Source organism: Algoriphagus sp. 4150 (assembly GCF_031457395.1).
Lineage (GTDB): Bacteria > Bacteroidota > Bacteroidia > Cytophagales > Cyclobacteriaceae > Algoriphagus.
The window spans coordinates 61,331-78,298 of record NZ_JAVDWS010000002.1 but is presented as its reverse complement, the minus strand read 5'-3'; the positions used below and the strand labels follow the sequence as shown (position 1 = coordinate 78,298).

Here is a 16,968-nt window from a genome sequence, read left to right as displayed (position 1 = left end):
TTTATTCTCACATTAAACTTTTAATTCGATGGCAAAACTAACGATTGACCCAAAACTCGTTCTAAAGAAGGAGATGAATTTGGAATTGCTGAAAGAGCTCAATGTTTTCCCCGCCCACCCGATTACGCAAAAATATTGGGCGCTGGGAGGAGCTAGCGGTTGGCTCGGTACCAATACCACACCGATCAACACCTGTCCGGATGGAATAGGCCGGTATCAACACTACGTGAATGGTTCTATCTATTACCATCCCTCGATAGGTGCGCATGAAGTTCATGGCCTTATTCGGGCAAGGTGGCAATCCATGGGCTGGGAAAGAAGCTTGCTGGGCTACCCACTCACAGACGAATCCAAATGTCCGGATGGTATTGGGCGCTACAATCACTTTCAGGGAGGCAGCATTTATTGGAGCCCGTCTTCGGGAGCTTGGGAAGTACACGGAGCAATAAGGGCAAAGTATTCCAGCTTGGGTTGGGAGAAAAGTTTTCTTCGGTATCCCCTTACCAATGAAAACACTTGCCCGGACGGAGTAGGTCGCTATAATCATTTCCAAGGAGGTAGCATCTACTGGACACCGAGTACAGGTGCACATGAAGTTCATGGAGCTATCCGTTCACATTGGGCTTCTATGGGCTGGGAAAAGAGTGTTTTGGGATATCCTACATCGGATGAGCTGGTGGTGTTTGGAGGAGCGGCACGGATTTCCCATTTCCAGCGGGGAAGTATCTACTGGTCACCTACAGCAGGTGTGCGGGTGCTGAGGGAACGCATTAGGGTGCATGTGAAGATTTTGGAAACACCTACTTCCTTCACCATCAATGAGCAATTTGCCGCGATGCAGGAAGTATATGCCGTTGCGGGTGTGAGAGTAGACTGTGCGTCCACCGAAAACCTTAACTTACCGACACTTAGGGATGTGGATGTAGGAGGATGTACTATGGGGTCAGTTTCTGCTGAGCAAGTGAGTTTATTTGGCAATAGGAATTTTGTAGGTACGAATGACGTAGTTGTATATTACGTAAGAAGTACTGTGCCTGGATATAATGGCTGTGCGGCCCATCCGTCGGGAAGGCCAGGCTGTGTGGTGGTCCGTTCGGCCAGCCGATGGACTTTGGGCCATGAATTCGGACACGTATTGGGCATTCATCACGTGAATGACAACAATCGTCTCATGACTGGCAACGGCACATTCAACATCACAAATCCTCCACCGGACCTTATTTCCAGTGAGTCTACCAAAATGCGTAACTCTAATCTAACCATTCCACTCTAAACTGAAAAAATCATGGCAAAGTCAAACAGTAATACCGCCGCGCAGGATTATGATGCGCAAGAACTCCTTGCTTTTCTCAGACAAGATGAGTTGGACTACCCGGCAGGAGCAAAGAAATTCGGAAAAGCTGCTCTCCCATTTCTTGCAGAACTGGTGCAGGGATCTGATGAGAACCTATCCATCAAAGCAGCATATCTGGTAGGGTATATTGATGATGAAGCGGGAAATGCTATTCTTCAAATGGCTGCTGAAAAAGGCAGTGCTCCGGTAAGGATAGCCGCAGCTTTTGGTGCGCAAAAGAGAGGCGCTAAAGCAGCTGAATCAATCCTGAGCAAGTCATTTGATGATACTGATCCCTCGGTAGTGAAATATGCCTTGAGATCAGCATCTGCGATGAAAATGGAAAAAACCTTCAGAACAAAAATTGATAAGATTTCGAAGTCGTTCTTGGATGAAGGAATCAAAACAGAAGCGCTGAATGTGATGAAAAGGATAAAATAATATGATTATCCGCGATGATGTCAGGCTCCTTAGTGCCTTGGCTTATTTGGCAGGAAGACGGGAGATCGAAGACAGAATTCACCTGAAATGATAGAGTTTACCAAATCTTAGGATGCTTTAGCCTCTTTAGTGGTAGCAAAGCGGATATATGTATAAAATAATTTCCAAAGGAATAAGTCTTGGAGGCCGCTGAAATATGCGGCCTTTTTTATTTCCATTTTACGTCGACTTTTCCACGGGCTTTCATATGGATTACCAATTCTTTTGTCATAGGATAAAACCCTGAGGGCTCTATCGTGAGGTCAGCAACGTTCAAATCCATGATCGGTGTACTTAATCCCAGTCTATCTGAAATGCTTCCCAAGCTTTCTTCTAAGACATCAGCTATTGGGAAAATAGCTCTACTTTCTATTCTACGTATAATTTTGCGCTTTTTCAGGCCCACCCCCGTTTGTGCTCCAAAGCTCCCGCTTTCCATTTTGAAATTAATATCCTTAAAATACAAGCTTTGGGAACTTGCATCATATTCCGGCATTCCGACCACAAACAATGTTCCGCTCAAGGTTTTCCCATCTGTCTGTTCAGCAGTGAAGTTCATGGCAATAGCCAGTAAATCTCCAAAAGCCTGAGTTTTGATATTAGACGGGATCATCGTGGTTTTCTTATCCACGCGGAATGCCTTCCCGTCCAAATTCTGTCGTAGAAGCTCGTCAAGCTTGACGTAGCTTATCGTGAGTGGAATGAGCATCTCTACTTTGTTAGCCGGATTTTCATTCTGGCTGAGCCCAGTCAATGGAAATGCCCGTGAAGGTGCAGCATTGGCAGGATGGGAGTTCACCTTCCCATCCATTCCTAGCCAGAGATTGTAATTCTGATCAGCGTCAAAATATTCGTTGAGGTTTATTTGTTGAGGTTGGATGGAAAAAGCAGTATTTCCGCCAAGCCACTCAATAGAAAAAGGCTTGCCCACTTGAGCCCAGGCAAGATCTACTATGGTTTTTAAACTGGCTATTTTTTTTCCGCCTGTTAGGTGTTCATTTCCCCACTTCCGTATCTCTTTGCTTAACAAGCCACTCAAATCCACCTGCATTCCCAAAATCTCAACAGCTAGATTTCCACCCAAATCCACCAGTTCGAAACTTTGTGACCCTAAGCTCCAATCAGGATTGATTGTTGGATCTATCACAAATACCGGGGAGAAATTCTCATTCAGCGGCAGCTTAGACTGAAATAAATTTCCCAGCCCTTTTGGCTTGAGGCCTACTTCTCCGACTACATTAATGGGAACAGTCAATTGGATTCGCTGACTATCCAGTGCTGTCCAGGTGATAGTACCATTTCTTCTCAACTGCAAATCACCTGTAACCCCACTTCCCATATCCAGTCCTTTTTCCTGAAGCAGCAGGGAGGGAATCTGACTGTTCAATAGTTTACCCAAGGTTTCTTTTGGGATTTTTAATGGTACGTTCATCCCTGCAGTAGCAGGGGGTGGCGGAGTGCTGGGACTTGGATTGACGGCAGGGTTTATACTTTTGCAGGAAAATAATACAAGACCTATTAGCACGATAGGTGTCTGAAAGTTTATAAATCGGCGGCGGAACTGTATTTTCATAAATGAAGTTTAATTTTCAATGGCTGGTCTTTCTTCTACAACTATTGCCCCAAAAATAAAAAATCACCGAAATGAATTGGAATAAACTCACTGATGCTCATCAAATAGAGGAAATCAAGACACTTAGCAAAGAAAAACCCTTCTTGATTTTCAAGCATAGCACCCGCTGTTCGATCAGCAATATGTCTTTGGACCGCTTGCTTAGGAAATGGAAGGATGCAGATACTGAAAAGGTGACTCCATATTTTTTGGATTTGATAGCACACCGGGATTTATCGGATCTAGTCGCTAAAAAATTCGGAGTTCCCCATGAATCCCCTCAAGTATTGCTGATAAAAGACGGGCTAGTGATTTATGATAATAGCCACTATGGGATTTCCTACGAAGATCTGATGGGGAAAATTTAGTTTTTCGGAATTTAAACGGTTTTTATACCATTTATCCTCCTCAATATCCATTCTTGTTTTTCTTAAAATGCTGAATAAACCTTTGACATTACTATTAGGTCAAAGAAGTAGAAATTAGCATCCGCATGAAGAAAAACTACGCTTTTATTATTCTGATTTTTAGCCTATTAATTGGTACATCAGCTTTTGGACAACGGCCTACGGGGCAAGATCGTGCCGAAAGAAAATTCACAGGTACCGTCATGGATGGAGTGGCGAAGACACCGATGGCAGGAGCAAATGTGCTGATCAAAACCGTGGCCGATTCACTTTTAGCCGGTACTGTGACGGATGCGAAAGGACAGTTTGAGATTGCAAGACCCGATATACCTTCTGTAAAAATCGAAATCAAGTTTATAGGCTACGAAACGATAACCAAGACACATACGGGAAGAGAACCTGTTGAGCTTGGCGTACTGACACTTCTGGAAGATGCTCAGGTGCTCGGAGAGGTGGTGATACAAGGACAAAGTCCCTTAGGCGAAATGAGAGGAGATACCACCTCCTTCAATGCAAGCGCATTCAAAACCCGGGAAAATGGAATGGCCGAAGACCTTGTGGGGAAGCTGCCCGGGGTAACTATCCAAAACGGACAAGTTCAGGCTCAGGGCGAGGCTGTACAAAAGATTCTGGTAGATGGCCGGGAGTTTTTTGGCTCTGACCCAAACATTGCATTGAGGAATCTCCCTGCGGACGCAATTGATAGAATAGAAATATTGGATCAGAGGACTGATCAAAGCCGATTGACGGGCTTTGATGATGGAACCTATACCAAGACTATTAATATTATTCTGAGAGAGGATCGAAAAAATGGTCAATTTGGTAGAGTATACGGCGGTTATGGTACAGACGAGAGGTACAATGCCGGTGGAAGTGTAAACCTTTTTGCCGGGGATAGAAGAGTTTCTATACTGGGGCTCTTCAATAATATTAACCAGCAGAATTTCTCCAGCGATGATCTCGCCGGTGTGAATGCCAATGCTTCCGGCGGAGGCGGTGGTGGCAGACGCGGTGGTTTTGGGGGAGGTAATAGTAATTTTTACGGAGGAAATGATATTGGTACCATTACTACCAATGCAATGGGGCTTAACTACAGTGACAAATGGGGTTCAAAAGTCAATTTTACCGGAAGTTATTTCTTCAATAATACACAAAACACTTTAAGACAGATCACCAACCGTCAGACGGTAATAAACGAAAGTACAACGCAGAATTACCAAGAGAACTTGATCAATTCAGTGCAAAATTCCAATCACAGAGCTGATGCCCGTATCGAAGCAGATCTGAATGACAAGAATTCATTGATTCTTACACCAACTATTTCTTTCCGGACAAGCACTAATTTCAACGATAGGGATGCTTTGACTTTGGCAAACGACACGGACTCCCTTTCCGCACTTCGGACGATTACCAATGCAGAGACGAATTCCTATAGTATTGGGAACAATCTGACATACCGGTATAAATTTGATAAGAAAGGGAGGACGCTTTCAGCGGATATCAATACTTCCTGGAGTACCAATGACGAAGATTCTGAGCTTTCCGGAGCTAGTAGAGACTATGTGAGAAACCTACTGGATACTACGTTGCAGGACACAGAGTTACTTTCTAAAGGCTTCAATTATAGAGTGAATGCAACCTTGACAGAGCCCCTAAGCGAAAAATCCATTGCAACTATCGGCTATCAAATCAGCAATAACAAAACGGATTCGGATCAAAAGACCAGAGTGTTGAATGATGAGAATATCGCTGTTTTGGATACTGCACTGAGCAATGAGTTTAATAATAAATTTATCACACAGCGGTTGAGAACGGGCTATGCCTACACGAACAATGGCTGGAATTTGAATGCTAATTTAGATTACCAGTATGCCAAATTGGATAACGAGGCTTTCTTCCCGGTGGAAGGTGTTTTCAAACGTGATTTTAACAATATCTTACCCAGTGCGAATGTCAGCTATAGAAATAGAGAAAGCGGGCTGAATTTCCGATTAAGGTATAGAACAGGTACGGATGAACCTTCGGTGAGACAGTTGCAAAATGTGGTGAATAATCAGAATCCACTTAGTCTAAGTGTAGGTAACCCCAATCTGGCCCAGAGTTTTCAAAACAGCATATTCGCCAATATCGGCAAATTCAATATGGAGAAAAATCGCACTTTCTTCGTTTTTGCCAATATTTCCACCACCAAGAATTACATAGGCAGCAGCACTTACATAGTAGCGCAGGATTCATTGATCAATGGAGAAATCCTCTTACGCCCGGGAGGACAGATCTCCCAGCCGGTCAATTTGGATGGGAATTTTAACAGTCGCATGTTTATGAACTATGGGGCCCCTCTCAAGGGAATCAAAACGAATATTAACTTAAACACACGAGTTGGATTTAATAGAACCCCAGGCCTGATCAACGGGGAGAAAAACGTCAATGAAAATATTGATTTGGGGCAAGGGATTACATTTACTTCCAACATCAGCAAGGATTTTGATTTCACACTAAGCACCACGGGGACATACACGATAGTAAATTCCAGTCTGCAGGAGAATCTAGACAACAACTATTATATCCAAGAATCCAATCTGCGCTTGTATTATTCCCCCAATGGAGGGAAGCTTTTCATGGGAAACACGGTCAACAACAGCCTGTACCGTGGACTTTCGGAAGGGTTTGACCAGTCTGTGTGGTTATGGAATATAGAAGCAGGCTACAGATTTGCAAAAAACAACAAGGCCGAACTCAAAGTAGTCATCTTCGATCTACTCAATCAAAACACCAGCATCTCCCGTACCATCTCAGATGTGTCCGTTTCCGATGTATACACCAATGTACTGACCCGATACGGCTTACTTACTTTTACCTATATCATCGGGAATTTCAAACAGCCTGAGCAATCGGAACAACCTTGGCAGCGTGGTGGACCGCCTAGGGGAGGAAGAACTTGGTGAGGGGTGAATTACTATTTTTGATTTAAGATTTATGAAGCTTATAGAAGTGGTGGGCCGACTGGAGTAATTCAGTCGGCTTTTTTAAATTAGTAGTTTAATATTGATATACACTTTGACTGTTGGATATGAACAGATACATTCTAGTCCTATTACTTTTTGCACTATACGCGGGACATGGCCAGTTGGATTTCAATGAAACGGGAATCATGGCTGAGCAGATTTGGGTTTTTGACCACAAAGGGAAGCCACTTTATAACTTAAAGCTGGATCGATCCATCATCCAAATTTTAGTTAACGAACAAACAAGTGAAATCTACGGACTCACCACAGATGAAGACCCCGGGATCGCAGTATTTCCGATCCCAGAGGAGCTTTTAAGATAACAGGGCAAAAATTCTCAAGCGACAAATAAAGTACTAGTGATCTTTGCGCTTCCTTTGTGGGCTTTGTGGTTAAACCAGAAAAGCCGACTCCATCAAAAGCCTGCTTTACACGAAGTAGTTTATGCATTCACCCGGTCTTTTATACCCAAAAAACATCAAAAGCATTAGCTTTGTGGCTTGATTAACCAGTAAGTGATGTACCAGGAGAAAATCGAAGCTATTAAAGCCGCTATTGCAGCAGCAGACGCCAACAGTCCGGAGGAGTTAGAAGCCTACAGAATGGAGTATATCTCCAAAAAATCTGTGGTGGGAGAACTCTTTGCAGGAATGGGAAAAATCCCCAATGAGGAGAAAAAATCCTATGGGCAGTTGGTAAATGGAGTAAAACAACTCGCAGAGACGAAATTTCAGGAGCTGATCGAAAAGGTTAATCAGACAAACAAAAAGTCTAAATCCGCTGATATTGATTTGACACTTCCTCCTTCCAATCAAAACTTGGGAGGAATTCATCCGTTGACGGCTACCCGGCAGCGCATCATTGAAATCTTCGAGCGGATCGGGTTCAATCTTTCTGAAGGACCTGAGATTGAAGACGACTGGCATAACTTCACCGCACTGAATTTCCCTGAAAATCATCCTGCCCGTGAGATGCAGGATACCTTTTTTATTGAGAAAAATCCTGATATAGCCTTGCGGACGCATACTTCTTCTGTGCAGGTGCGGGTAATGGAAAATCAGAAACCTCCGATTCGTACCCTATCTCCGGGGAGAGTCTATAGAAATGAAGCAATTTCGGCCCGTGCACACTGTATTTTTCATCAAGTGGAGGGACTGTATGTGGATGAAAATGTAGGCTTTGCTGATTTGAAAAACACACTTTATCACTTTGCCAAAGAGATGTTTGGCAAGGAGACCAAAGTTCGGTTCAGACCGTCATATTTTCCGTTTACCGAGCCAAGTGCAGAGATCGATATATCTTGTCTGATCTGTGGAGGCAAGGGATGCAATGTCTGCAAAGGCAGCGGTTGGGTAGAGATTGGCGGTTCTGGAATGGTAGATCCCAACGTGTTGGAAAACTGTGGGATAGATTCTAAAAAGTACACGGGCTTTGCCTTCGGTATGGGAATCGAGCGTATCGCGATGCTGAAATACCAGATCAAGGACCTTCGTCTATTCACTGAGAATGATGTGAGGTTTCTGAGGCAGTTTAGGCCTCTCTTATAAAAAATGAAGGCGTTGAGTAATCAGCGCCTTTTTTATTAATTCTTTTTTAACCACCGAGAACGCGGAGGATTACGCTGAGGTCACAAATTAGTGTTCTCCTGCTTCTACAGAAGCTGAATATTCTCATCCATTCATGAGCTCAAAGATTCAGATGGACTAGTTGGATTTAATAGCACTGTATAGTTGTTCGCTCATAAGGCACGAATAGCGGTAAGTGTACCCAATGGAGGTCAGCTTAAAAGGTGCCTTCTATGCGAAACCTTAGCGTCCTCGCGGTTAAGAAAGCTACACGGCTTTTGCCGTTTCCATTTTATAGATAATGTCCCCGTAGTCGAGTTTATTCCAATTCTCTGTGATCAGCGGATCAGCCATTACACGATCCATTATTGCTTCCTGCAATTTGCCCTGCGCATAAGCTTCCGAATACCTCATATCCGTAAAAGTCACCATGGAATACAGTGGAATCCAATCGTTGGGGTACAATTCGTAGAGTTTAGCTTCAATTTTCTTGCGAAGGATAAACTTCGGATCCGCCACAGACTCTTTCATTTCTTCAAAATTCTCCATGGCCAATTGGCAGATGGCATCGGTATCTATTTTGCGCTTTTTCTGAAACTTCTCAAAAACCAAATCCCAGGAATTAGTCCCGTATTTATCGATTAAACTATTGAGAATCGAGCAATCTTCAAAACCACAGTTCATACCCTGACCATAGAAGGGAACCATTGCATGGCTCGCATCCCCCATCAGTAAGCTAGTGCCTTGTACCCAGGGAAAACACTCCACATTGATCAAAGCTGATGTGGGATTGGCAAAATACTCAGTATTGAGATCGGGCATTAATTGAAAGGCATCATCAAAGTAGTTGGAGAACAAGATCTCAAGATCTTTCTCATCATTGATTTTGTCAAAACATACTTTGGAACCGCTATGCGGTAAAAACAGGGTGCAGGTAAAGGTTTTATCAGGATTGGGAAGTGCGATAAGCATAAACTTGCCTCTTGGCCAGATATGCAATGCATTCGGATCCATAGCAAATTCGCCGTCGGCAGTGGCGGGAATTGTCAGTTCCTTATACTCGTGTGTGATGTATTCCTGCTTGTAATTGAAGCGGATTTGCTTTTGCATGGCCAGCCTAAGCGATGAATATGCTCCATCTGATCCAAAAAGAACCGGAGCAAGAACTTTCTTTTCACCTTCCGGGGTCTTGAAATCAATCTCCTGATTGCGGAAATCCACATCAGTGCATTTGTGTTCGAAATTGAATCGAACGCCCAATCGCTCTCCTTCTTCTACAAGCAGTTGATTGAATTTGCCTCTCGAAAGGGAATATATAGCCTGATTTTCTTTTCCGTAGGAAATAAACGTAGTACCGCCATGCTCATCATGAATCTTACGGCCATACATCGGGATGGCCAAAGGCATTACCTTTTCCTTTAGCCCTACTTCCTCCAGACTCTTCCATCCGCGATGGCTAAGTGCCATATTGATGGACCTTTTGCCTTCATCAAAATTTGATTTGCGCTTGTCGGGTCTTTTGTCATAGACTTCCACTTCTAAGCCCTGGCGCTTTAGATATATAGCCATTAGGGAACCAATAAGTCCGGCTCCCAATACGGTAACTTGATTCTTTTTCATTTGGATTGTTTTATCCACGCTTCCTTTAAGCGAATTTCTTCAGAGATTGTTCCAAAATCTGTGCAAATCGGAACACGTCTAGGAAGCTGTTATAGAGCGGCGTGGGTGCAAGACGGATCACATTCGGATTGCGCCAATCTCCCACTACTCCCTGTTTATACCATTCATCGAATACAGCTTTGCCTCCACGATGAATGTGCAAAGATAACTGACAACCTCTTTCCACAGGATTTTTAGGAGTAATAATTTCCAAAACCCCTGATTTTCCGCTGATTTCTTCTATTAAATAGGCTAAATATGCTGTCAACCGCTCAGATTTATACCTCAAATTTTCCATTCCGGCCTCTTGGAAAATATCCAAAGAAGCCTGATGAACTGCCAGTCCGAGAATATCAGAATTGGAAAGCTGCCAGCCATCCGCACCATGCATAGGGACAAATCCCTTCTCCATTTTAAAGCGCTGCTCCTGATCATGCCCCCACCAGCCCGCAAAACGATTCATATCAGCCCGCTCAGCAAAGCGCTCATGGACAAACACTCCTGACACATTTCCGGGGCCTGAATTCATATATTTATAACTGCACCACGTCGCAAAATCCACATCCCAATCATGCAAGCTCAGGAGAACATTGCCGGCCGCGTGTGCCAAATCAAACCCGGCATAAGCTCCTACTTTATGGGCTGCAGCTGTAATGGCTTTCATATCGAAAACCTGCCCTGTGTAATATTGCAGACCGGCCATATTGACCAAGGCAAGTGAATCTCCCAGACTATGTATTTCAGCTAAAATGTCTTCCGTACGAAGGGTGTGCTCACCTGCTCTTGGCTTAAGTTCCACAATAACTTCCTCGGGATCCAAGCCATGAAACTTTACCTGAGTTTCCAGCATGTATTGGTCTGAGGGAAATGCCCCGCCTTCCACGATTATTTTATATCTATCCTTGGTAGGTCGGTAAAATGAAACCATCAGGAGATGTAGATTTACAGACAAGTTGTTCATCGCCACCACCTCATGCTCTTGGGCTCCGAGGATTTCGGCAAGTGCAGGTTTTGACTTTTGCTTTGCAAAAAACCAGGCGTCTTCTCCATGAAAATGTCCATCTACCCCCATTTCCGCCCAATTTGACAATTCCTTTGCGATGTAATCTTTTGCGGACTTAGGCTGTAATCCCAAAGAATTTCCGCAGAGATAAATTGCTTCTCTTCCGTTCACTTTTGGGAAAAGGAAACGGTCCCGAAAGCGGGAAAGAGAATCCTTCTCATCCATACCTTGGGCGAATTGGGCTGTATACTGATACTTCATTTTGAACTATTTGGGTTATTTATTTCCTGTGGACAATGGACAAAACCATCCTAGAGTTTGATTAAACCTGCGTTTGGGGTACATCGGACTTCGGTCAGCCGGCATCCTTCTTTCACTCAAAGAAAAAATGTCCTTTCATTGTTAAGAATAATCCGGAGCATCTCACATCTCTATTTCTCCATCACCGTTCCGCAATTCTTGCAGACAGTATGCTGAGGATTACCCCAAAATCTGGCCATAATAGGAGGCAGTTGATTTACGATATCAGTCACTTCAGCATATTCTTCGTAGAGTTTCTCCCCGCAATTTTCACAATGCCAAATAAATCCATCAACCTCCCCGTCCCTTCTGTACCGTTCGATCACCAGCCCGATTGTGTTGGCAGGGCGGCGTGGAGAATGGGGCATTTTAGCCGGTAGAAGAAATATTTCCCCCTCCCGGATAGGAATATCCTTTGGCTTGCCATCTTCTATTACCTTCAGCGTGATATCTCCTTCCACCTGATAGAAAAATTCCTCCCCTTCGTTATAGTGATAGTCTTTTCGGGAATTCGGGCCGCCGACTACCATCACGATAAAATCGTCATTTCCCTTGTACACCTGCTGATTACCAATGGGGGGCTTCAGTAGAGGTCTATTTTCGTCTATCCATTTTTTGAAGTTGAAGGGTTGGGCTAAGGCCATATCGCTTGTTGTTCTGGTGAAATTGAAATCTATCCTGAAACTACTTACTGTAATCCTCCCTAAAAGTATTAAAAAACGTACGTTTTTTTGGCTTACTTTGTCCTAACCCCAATAAAACGATGAAATCGAGCACACCGGAAGCGACACTGGGATGATTATTCACCGTGCGAGATTCCATGTGGCCATTGAAAAACAAATTATAAACACATGAAATTTCCTATAATCGATATGCACTGTGATTTATTGTCCTATCTGGCAAGAATCCCGGGGGCAACCCCATATGAAAAAGGTGAAATCGCCTGTGCAATTCCCTGGCTGCAAGCCGGAAATGTACGCATGCAGATTTTGGCTATTTATACCGATGTAAAGTCGGAGAGTATGGACATGGCCATGAGACAAGCACAGATTTTCTCTGACTTATTGGCCAAGCATGATAGCGATATTGCATTTACCGATGCGGATTTTCTGCTGAATTGGGAGAAGCAGAACCGAATAGGAGTTATGGCTGCTATAGAAAATGCCGCCGGATTGGGAAATGAGGAAGCAAGTTGGGAAGAGATCTATAGCCAGTTTGATGGAATTCTGGCAAAAGTGAATAAACTAGCCTACATAGGTTTGACACACCATACCGAAAACCGTTTTGGTGGAGGAAATTATACTGAGGGAATAGGGTTGAAGGATGATGGCAAAAAGTTGCTTGATTACATCTCAGGCAAAAACATACCGATAGACTTTTCACATACCTCAGATTTGCTTGCCGAAGGGATTCTCGACCATATTGATAGACAGAATCTTAAAATACCGGTGATTGCAAGCCATTCAAATTTTCGGGAGATTTATACTCATCCCCGCAATCTCACAGATGAATTTGCCAAAGAAATTATACACCGTGGTGGGATTATTGGGGTGAATTTCCTTAGAGCTTTTCTAGACCCTGAAGTGCCCGAGCGATTATTTGATCATATTTTCCATGGTTTTCAGATCGGGGGAGCAGAGTCTATCTGCTTTGGTGCTGACTATTTTTACACCAAGGACTTCGAAGATGCGTCCCGTCATCCATTTTATTTTCCCTTAGTAGAGAATGCGGGAAAATACCCCTCATTGATCGAAAGCCTTGAAGACAAATTAAGTGAAGATCAGTTGATAAATCTATCCTATAGAAATTCGCTTGAGTTCTATCGCAAAATCCAAAACTAATGTCATCTCATCACTTTGTAAAAGAACAGCAGGAGCCGGCAGTACTTATCTTAGAAGTAGATCAGGTAAGATTTGATCAAGTCTCTCCCCTTTTAGAATGGGTTCCGACAGTTTTAGTCAGTGAAAAGGCGCTTGAACTAGTATTGAGTTGGGGAATAAAGATTGATGTTATTCTAGCTTCAGAGTCTTTTCAATCAGAAAACCAACACCTACTGGAAGAGCAATATCCGGTGAGGTTTATCAGTGCTTCAGCCGATGATTATTTGCAAACGGGGCTGGATTACCTTATCTCCAGCGATCACAGTGCAGTGCATTTGGTGGGATTAGCTCATCTGAAAGCACTTGATCTTCGGGAAAAACTTGATCTGCTGAATCTTACCATTTTGGATGGTGACTGGAAGTATTATCCTGTAACATCGGGGGAATTCAAAAAGTGGTTTGCTGAAAGCACCATCCATATCCATGGAGAGGAAGGGATGCCTGTCCAAATCCAAAATGAAAATGGGGAGTTGATTTTGCCCATTACCTATGCGACAATGCTGGAAGTACCGGATGGCATCACAGAGATTAAAGCGCCGGGTGCTTTTTGGATTGGAGAACAGGTTTATTCATAAACTTATAAAATACCATAGTACCTAGTGCATAACAAAGTACATCCAGAATATCGGCAGTATAAGTTGATGAGACTAGTGGCAAGACTGCTTCAAATACGACTGAAAAATAAATTAACCCTACCAGCACTTGGGTTCTTGTGAATGTAAGTCCTGAACCTGCGGGGTGCCACCACCTCATTACTTGCAAACAAATCCCGAAAACTACAGGCATAGCCATCAAATCATCGCCATAGGCATGGTAAACAGGAACAAATATCCCAAGCGATTTTTCTAGATATTGATTCACCCAAAAAGCGACAGAGGCGAAAATAAAAACTGGATTTTTGAATACACTGATCATCCCGGCAAAGCAGCTATCAACCACATAATAAAAGTCATGATGGCCATAAATACAGTATAGAATAGGTTTCCGGATTTTTTGAAAAACTTCACGATTCCACTGTCCTCAGGATTTATATAAAACATCCAGTCCTTTTCTTGCCGGTCTTGTTCCTGTTTGAGTTTTTCCTTCCGTTCTAGTTCCGAGGGAGACAGAAGCTCGCCGCAGTGCTCACAGCGATCCTCCACATTATTAGTCCAAATTGACCATTTTCCGCAGTTTGGGCATTTTTTCTGACTCATAGGCTTATGCAATTTCTTTGTTTGATCACCTTTATCATTCGACAATCTAATTACTTGATACTTAAATCTAACGTCTAGCGACTACAATTCTATCCTTACCATTCAAATCCTTCAGCACTTTCACTTCCGAAAAGCCCAAGTCCTCTACTAGTCCGACAACTTCTTTTCCGTATTTCTCATTGATCTCAAAGTACAGTTTCCCTCCCCGCTTCAGCAGTTGTTTTCCTTTCCCGGCAATGATTCGATAAAAAATCAAAGGATCGCCATCGCTCACAAACAAGGCTAGCCCCGGCTCAAAATCCAGCACATTTTTATGCATTTCACTTTTTTCCTGCTCAGGAATGTATGGAGGATTGCTTACCAAAATATCCAATTCTCCGACTTCAGGTAGCTCGGACAGAATATCACATTTGGAAAAGATCACCTCAGCTCCCAGTGCATCCCCATTTTTACGGGCGATGGCTAATGCTTCTTCAGAAATATCCACTGCGTACACTTCAGGATCATTCATTTCCAGTGCCAAAGAAATAGGAATACATCCTGTCCCGGTGCCGATGTCCAATAGCTTTAAGCCTGCTTTGGGATTTTCTTTGATGATCAGGTGGACCAATTCCTCGGTTTCATTTCTGGGAATCAACGTAGCCGGGCTGACGAAAAAGTCTCTTCCATAGAATGGTCCTTTCCCGATAATATACTGAATAGGTTCTCCTGTCTTCAAGCGTCCTAGGTCTTCAAGGATTTTTGGCGGAAAGGAGGCTTCGTCAGCATCATTTAACAGATCACTTTTTCTCCATCCCAGGTGATGCTCAAAAAGCCAGCTTACTATAGATTCAGCTTCTTGCTTGTCATAATCGGTAAGTTTTTCAGCCCAAGAAGACAATAGCTCTTGAAAAGTTGACATAGTTCTGTGGATTTTGGAAGATTTAAAATGCAAAGGTATCAAAACCAAAATTTCTATTTTTCAAAGGTGTCTTTGATTCTCAAATCGCAGTTTTTCAGCCCTTTTAAAATCTCATTCTGACAGACTCAGAAAGAAAAACTACCTTTGTGGAGAATTTATTTCCCATGAAGCTACACAACAATACCATCCGCGGAGTTCATACCGCACTTGCCGCAATTTTTGAAGAAGGTCAATACGCTGATAAAGTAATAGAGCGCACACTAAAATCCAACCCAAAATGGGGTTCCCGTGACCGTTCTTTCATTGCTGAGACTACTTATGAAATGGTTCGTTGGTGGAGACTGATCAACTATTTGAGTCCAAGCAAGGAGCCCTATGATTTATTTGGAACCTACTGGCTGATGCAGGGTCATAGCCTGCCACCGTGGGAGGAGTTTGCCAAAATCAATCCTGAAAAGATAAAAGAGAAGTACGAAAAGTTGGAAGATCCTGCCAAACTGGAGTCCGTGCCCGATTGGCTATTTGACCTTGGGAAAAAGGAGTTGGGAGATAAATGGGAAGCAGAGATCCATAGTTTGAATCAGGAAGCTCAGGTAGTTTTGCGTGTCAATACGCTTAAAATTACACGCGAACGTCTCAAAAACAGATTGGCGGAGGATAATATCCATACCCATATAATAAAGGGCTATCCGGATGCGCTGATCTTGGATGAGCGTACAAATGTCTTCCGTAATGCAGCCTTTAAAGAAGGACTTTTTGAAGTTCAGGATGCTTCTTCCCAGCTCGTAGCGGCAGCACTTGCTGTAGAGCCGGGGATGAGGGTAATTGATGCCTGTGCCGGAGCAGGAGGCAAGTCACTTCACATCGCTGCCTTGATGCAAAACAAAGGGAAAGTACTTTCCATGGATGTAGAAGAATGGAAACTGCAGCAAACTAAGCTTAGAGCTCGTAGAGATGGAGTTTCTATTATTGAGCGCAAGGTGATCGAAGGGTCTAAGACTATCAAACGGATGAAAGAAACTGCTGACAGGTTGTTGTTGGATGTTCCTTGTTCCGGTCTGGGAGTTCTTCGTAGAAATCCGGACACGAAGTGGAAATTAAGCGAAGAATCTATCGAGAAAGTACGGCAGACACAACAGGAAATCCTCCAAAGCTACCCATCTATGGTAAAACCCGGCGGGCAAATGGTGTATGCTACTTGCAGTATTTTACCTTCTGAAAACCAAGATCAAATCGCCAAATTCTTGGCAAGTGAAGCCGGAAAGGATTTTGAATTAATCGAGGATCAAAAGGTTCTGGCACAGGAAAGTGGCTTTGACGGATTCTATATTGCCAGACTTCAGAAGAAGTAGGATTTTCGATGCATTTTATGAGATGCTTTCCGAAAAGGAAGTTCATATAATTACTGTAGATATATCTGTTTTCTGTCAGTTGAAGTAAAAAACAATAAAGGGTTTGGTAAACTCTATCATTTAGGCCACTTCGGACTGCCTACCGGCAAAGGAAGGTCATCCCTGCCTCGCTGTGGAGGGTCTTCAAGCCACCTAAGCGAAGAAAATAATATCACTGGCATCATTGCGGATAATCATAAAATTTTATGTCCCCTTCAAAATTTATTTTGGAGGGG

Annotated in this window: 15 protein-coding genes; 9 read left to right on the top strand and 6 right to left on the bottom strand. The window is 43.3% G+C overall.

Annotated elements, in window-relative coordinates:
- Window positions 1–28 precede the first annotated feature (28 nt).
- Window positions 29–1,273: a hypothetical protein gene (locus tag J2X69_RS03655; protein WP_310098660.1), complete on the top strand. Its 1,245-nt coding sequence runs from the start codon at window positions 29–31 to the stop codon at window positions 1,271–1,273.
- A 12-nt stretch (window positions 1,274–1,285) separates the two neighbouring features.
- On the top strand, window positions 1,286–1,774 hold the full coding sequence (locus J2X69_RS03650) for a hypothetical protein (RefSeq protein ID WP_310098658.1): 489 nt from the start codon (window positions 1,286–1,288) through the stop codon (window positions 1,772–1,774).
- Window positions 1,775–1,982: 208 nt separating this feature from the next.
- On the opposite strand, the gene J2X69_RS03645 is transcribed toward J2X69_RS03650, so the two are convergent.
- Window positions 1,983–3,386 (bottom strand): DUF4403 family protein, encoded by a 1,404-nt coding sequence (locus tag J2X69_RS03645; protein ID WP_310098656.1) that lies wholly within the window; start codon window positions 3,384–3,386, stop codon window positions 1,983–1,985.
- Between the two features lie 71 nt (window positions 3,387–3,457).
- Here J2X69_RS03645 and ytxJ point away from each other — a divergent pair, with 71 nt between their 5' ends.
- The 4 genes from ytxJ (at window position 3,458) to pheS (ending at window position 8,384) form a co-directional block, all read left to right on the top strand.
- Window positions 3,458–3,793 carry a bacillithiol system redox-active protein YtxJ gene (gene ytxJ, locus J2X69_RS03640; protein ID WP_310098654.1) on the top strand — a complete coding sequence of 112 codons (336 nt, stop codon included), beginning with the start codon at window positions 3,458–3,460 and terminating at the stop codon, window positions 3,791–3,793.
- A gap of 125 nt (window positions 3,794–3,918) precedes the next feature.
- Complete coding sequence (locus tag J2X69_RS03635) at window positions 3,919–6,777, top strand: TonB-dependent receptor (protein ID WP_310098651.1); 2,859 nt, start codon at window positions 3,919–3,921, stop codon at window positions 6,775–6,777.
- A 125-nt stretch (window positions 6,778–6,902) separates the two neighbouring features.
- A complete protein-coding gene (locus J2X69_RS03630; RefSeq protein WP_310098650.1) occupies window positions 6,903–7,160 on the top strand; it encodes a hypothetical protein in 258 nt (85 codons plus the stop codon).
- Window positions 7,161–7,355: 195 nt separating this feature from the next.
- On the top strand, window positions 7,356–8,384 hold the full coding sequence (pheS, locus tag J2X69_RS03625) for a phenylalanine--tRNA ligase subunit alpha (RefSeq protein ID WP_310098647.1): 1,029 nt from the start codon (window positions 7,356–7,358) through the stop codon (window positions 8,382–8,384).
- A 285-nt stretch (window positions 8,385–8,669) separates the two neighbouring features.
- Here pheS and J2X69_RS03620 read toward each other — a convergent pair whose 3' ends face one another.
- The 3 genes from J2X69_RS03620 to J2X69_RS03610 form a co-directional block, all read right to left on the bottom strand.
- A complete protein-coding gene (locus J2X69_RS03620) occupies window positions 8,670–10,022 on the bottom strand; it encodes an NAD(P)/FAD-dependent oxidoreductase (protein WP_310098644.1) in 1,353 nt (450 codons plus the stop codon).
- 25 nt (window positions 10,023–10,047) lie between these two features.
- Window positions 10,048–11,325 (bottom strand): kynureninase, encoded by a 1,278-nt coding sequence (kynU, locus tag J2X69_RS03615; protein WP_310098641.1) that lies wholly within the window; start codon window positions 11,323–11,325, stop codon window positions 10,048–10,050.
- A 170-nt stretch (window positions 11,326–11,495) separates the two neighbouring features.
- Complete coding sequence (locus J2X69_RS03610) at window positions 11,496–12,008, bottom strand: 3-hydroxyanthranilate 3,4-dioxygenase (RefSeq protein WP_310098637.1); 513 nt, start codon at window positions 12,006–12,008, stop codon at window positions 11,496–11,498.
- Between the two features lie 207 nt (window positions 12,009–12,215).
- Here J2X69_RS03610 and J2X69_RS03605 point away from each other — a divergent pair, with 207 nt between their 5' ends.
- Window positions 12,216–13,205 carry a membrane dipeptidase gene (locus tag J2X69_RS03605; RefSeq protein ID WP_310098634.1) on the top strand — a complete coding sequence of 330 codons (990 nt, stop codon included), beginning with the start codon at window positions 12,216–12,218 and terminating at the stop codon, window positions 13,203–13,205.
- Window positions 13,205–13,819 carry a thiamine pyrophosphokinase gene (locus J2X69_RS03600; RefSeq protein WP_310098631.1) on the top strand — a complete coding sequence of 205 codons (615 nt, stop codon included), beginning with the start codon at window positions 13,205–13,207 and terminating at the stop codon, window positions 13,817–13,819. Before J2X69_RS03605 ends, J2X69_RS03600 begins: the two co-directional genes overlap by 1 nt.
- 336 nt (window positions 13,820–14,155) lie before the next feature.
- On the opposite strand, the gene J2X69_RS03595 is transcribed toward J2X69_RS03600, so the two are convergent.
- Entirely contained in the window at window positions 14,156–14,440 is a 285-nt protein-coding gene (locus tag J2X69_RS03595) for a hypothetical protein (protein WP_310098629.1), read from the bottom strand.
- Window positions 14,441–14,507: 67 nt separating this feature from the next.
- Window positions 14,508–15,341, bottom strand: a complete 834-nt coding sequence (gene prmC, locus J2X69_RS03590; RefSeq protein ID WP_310098627.1) for a peptide chain release factor N(5)-glutamine methyltransferase — start codon at window positions 15,339–15,341, stop codon at window positions 14,508–14,510.
- Window positions 15,342–15,505: 164 nt separating this feature from the next.
- On the opposite strand from prmC, the gene J2X69_RS03585 reads away from it, so the two are divergent.
- Window positions 15,506–16,693: a class I SAM-dependent methyltransferase gene (locus J2X69_RS03585; RefSeq protein WP_310098623.1), complete on the top strand. Its 1,188-nt coding sequence runs from the start codon at window positions 15,506–15,508 to the stop codon at window positions 16,691–16,693.
- The last annotated feature ends 275 nt before the right edge of the window (window positions 16,694–16,968 follow it).

Coding starts and splice junctions, on each gene's coding strand:
- J2X69_RS03655 (WP_310098660.1), top strand. CDS start 29: ATGGCAAAACTAACGATTGACCCAAAACTCGTTCTAAAGAAGGAGATG.
- J2X69_RS03650 (WP_310098658.1), top strand. CDS start 1,286: ATGGCAAAGTCAAACAGTAATACCGCCGCGCAGGATTATGATGCGCAA.
- J2X69_RS03645 (WP_310098656.1), bottom strand. CDS start 3,386: ATGAAAATACAGTTCCGCCGCCGATTTATAAACTTTCAGACACCTATC.
- ytxJ (WP_310098654.1), top strand. CDS start 3,458: ATGAATTGGAATAAACTCACTGATGCTCATCAAATAGAGGAAATCAAG.
- J2X69_RS03635 (WP_310098651.1), top strand. CDS start 3,919: ATGAAGAAAAACTACGCTTTTATTATTCTGATTTTTAGCCTATTAATT.
- J2X69_RS03630 (WP_310098650.1), top strand. CDS start 6,903: ATGAACAGATACATTCTAGTCCTATTACTTTTTGCACTATACGCGGGA.
- pheS (WP_310098647.1), top strand. CDS start 7,356: ATGTACCAGGAGAAAATCGAAGCTATTAAAGCCGCTATTGCAGCAGCA.
- J2X69_RS03620 (WP_310098644.1), bottom strand. CDS start 10,022: ATGAAAAAGAATCAAGTTACCGTATTGGGAGCCGGACTTATTGGTTCC.
- kynU (WP_310098641.1), bottom strand. CDS start 11,325: ATGAAGTATCAGTATACAGCCCAATTCGCCCAAGGTATGGATGAGAAG.
- J2X69_RS03610 (WP_310098637.1), bottom strand. CDS start 12,008: ATGGCCTTAGCCCAACCCTTCAACTTCAAAAAATGGATAGACGAAAAT.
- J2X69_RS03605 (WP_310098634.1), top strand. CDS start 12,216: ATGAAATTTCCTATAATCGATATGCACTGTGATTTATTGTCCTATCTG.
- J2X69_RS03600 (WP_310098631.1), top strand. CDS start 13,205: ATGTCATCTCATCACTTTGTAAAAGAACAGCAGGAGCCGGCAGTACTT.
- J2X69_RS03595 (WP_310098629.1), bottom strand. CDS start 14,440: ATGAGTCAGAAAAAATGCCCAAACTGCGGAAAATGGTCAATTTGGACT.
- prmC (WP_310098627.1), bottom strand. CDS start 15,341: ATGTCAACTTTTCAAGAGCTATTGTCTTCTTGGGCTGAAAAACTTACC.
- J2X69_RS03585 (WP_310098623.1), top strand. CDS start 15,506: ATGAAGCTACACAACAATACCATCCGCGGAGTTCATACCGCACTTGCC.